At 28.3% G+C, this 1641-nt stretch carries 2 protein-coding genes; one reads left to right on the forward strand and one right to left on the reverse strand.

Annotated elements, in window-relative coordinates:
• The first annotated feature begins 72 nt into the window (after positions 1-72).
• Positions 73-1380, forward strand: coding sequence for a DEAD/DEAH box helicase (locus IWX83_RS17035; protein ID WP_231380087.1), 1308 nt, complete (start codon positions 73-75; stop codon positions 1378-1380).
• Here IWX83_RS17035 and IWX83_RS17360 read toward each other — a convergent pair.
• On the reverse strand, positions 1342-1467 hold the full coding sequence (locus IWX83_RS17360; protein WP_370568454.1) for a protein NO VEIN domain-containing protein: 126 nt from the start codon (positions 1465-1467) through the stop codon (positions 1342-1344). The two genes, IWX83_RS17035 and IWX83_RS17360, sit on opposite strands and share 39 nt — an antisense overlap.
• Between the last annotated feature and the right edge of the window lie 174 nt (positions 1468-1641).

Raw genomic sequence — 1641 nt, forward strand, 5'->3', positions numbered from 1 at the left:
ACTCTGATAAACACTTAATAATGATGAAAAAATTAACAGCGTAATTAAAAATCGAAATTTAGAATAATACTCTTGTTTTATAGGGGTCAAAACAAAAAGTTAGAAGTTGAAAGAACAGTTCATAATAGATTTAAGAATTTATTGGTTGCCGCAACTGGAACTGGAAAAACAGTTATTTCAGCATTTGATTATAAAAGTTTCAGAGCAAATAATAAATCGTCAAGACTGCTCTTCGTAGCACATCGAAAAGAAATATTACAACAAGCAAAAGCCACTTTTCAAGGTGTTTTAAAAGATAATAATTTTGGCGAATTATGGGTAGATGGCCTAGAACCCGCTAGCAATGAATATGTTTTTGCATCAGTTCAAACTTTAAATAACAGACTGAAAAACATTAATCTTTCACCCGAATATTATGATTTTATAATTGTTGATGAAGTTCATCATATTTCTGCATCTACTTATAGACCAATATTAAATTATTTTAAACCAAAAGTATTATTAGGATTAACAGCGACTCCTGAGAGAATGGATGGAGAAAATATTTTAGATGATTTTTGTGGTCGAATAGCAGCAGAAATAAGACTCCCAGAAGCATTAAACAAAAAATTATTATCACCTTTTCAATATTTTGGAATTACTGATAGTATTGATTTAAGGAATGTAAAATGGGAAAAAGGAAAGTATGTCGCTAGTGAATTGACAAGTTTGTACACCAAAAATAATGTTCGAGTTGGAGAAATTATTAAAGGACTTGAGAAATATTTAAATGATATTAATGATGTTCGTGCAATAGGATTTTGCGTCACCGTTGAACATGCTGTTTTTATGACTGAAAAATTTAATCTAGCAGGCCTAAAAGCTGAAGTTTTAACCAGTAAAAATTCAAGTGACAGAGAAAAAATAAGAGAAAAATTTAAAAAGAAAGAATTCAATTATTTATTTGTTGTAGATATTTTTAATGAAGGTGTTGACATTCCTGAAATAGATACCGTTTTGTTTCTTCGTCCAACAGAAAGTTTAACCGTTTTTTTGCAACAGTTAGGACGTGGATTGCGTTTAGCAGAAGGTAAAGATTGTTTGACTGTTTTAGATTTTGTTGGTAATTCACGACCTGAATATGATTTTGAAAATAAATTTAGAGCATTAATAGGAAAAACAACAACGTCAGTTCTTAAAGAAATTGAAGATGATTTTCCGCACTTACCTTTAGGTTGTTCAATAGTTTTGGAGAAAAAAACTAAAGAAACAATTTTAGAAAATATTAAAAGAGCAACGACTCTGAATGTAAATCAGTTGATTACTAAAATTACTAATTATCAGCATCAAACTAATTTGCCATTAATTGATGTAATCATTTTTATATTCATTAGCCATTAAAAACTCTTTTTGAGTTAATCTAAATTTTCCTTTTTTCTCTCTTATTCCTTTTACTTCTGCTAAATATGAATTTTGATTAACATTAATTTGAAAATCATACCCATCACCATATAATCTAGCATCTTCTAATACTCCATCTTTGAAAGTAGAAGTGTCATTAAAATTATTTCGAGGTGTTCACTTATTTACTTATTATAATATTTTGATATAAAACCTTTTGAGTATTCATCATTCTGTTTATAAGTAGGTCAAATATTTTTT

The sequence above is a fragment of the Flavobacterium sp. CG_9.1 genome (genome assembly GCF_015751645.1).
Classification (GTDB): Bacteria; Bacteroidota; Bacteroidia; order Flavobacteriales; family Flavobacteriaceae; genus Flavobacterium; species Flavobacterium xanthum.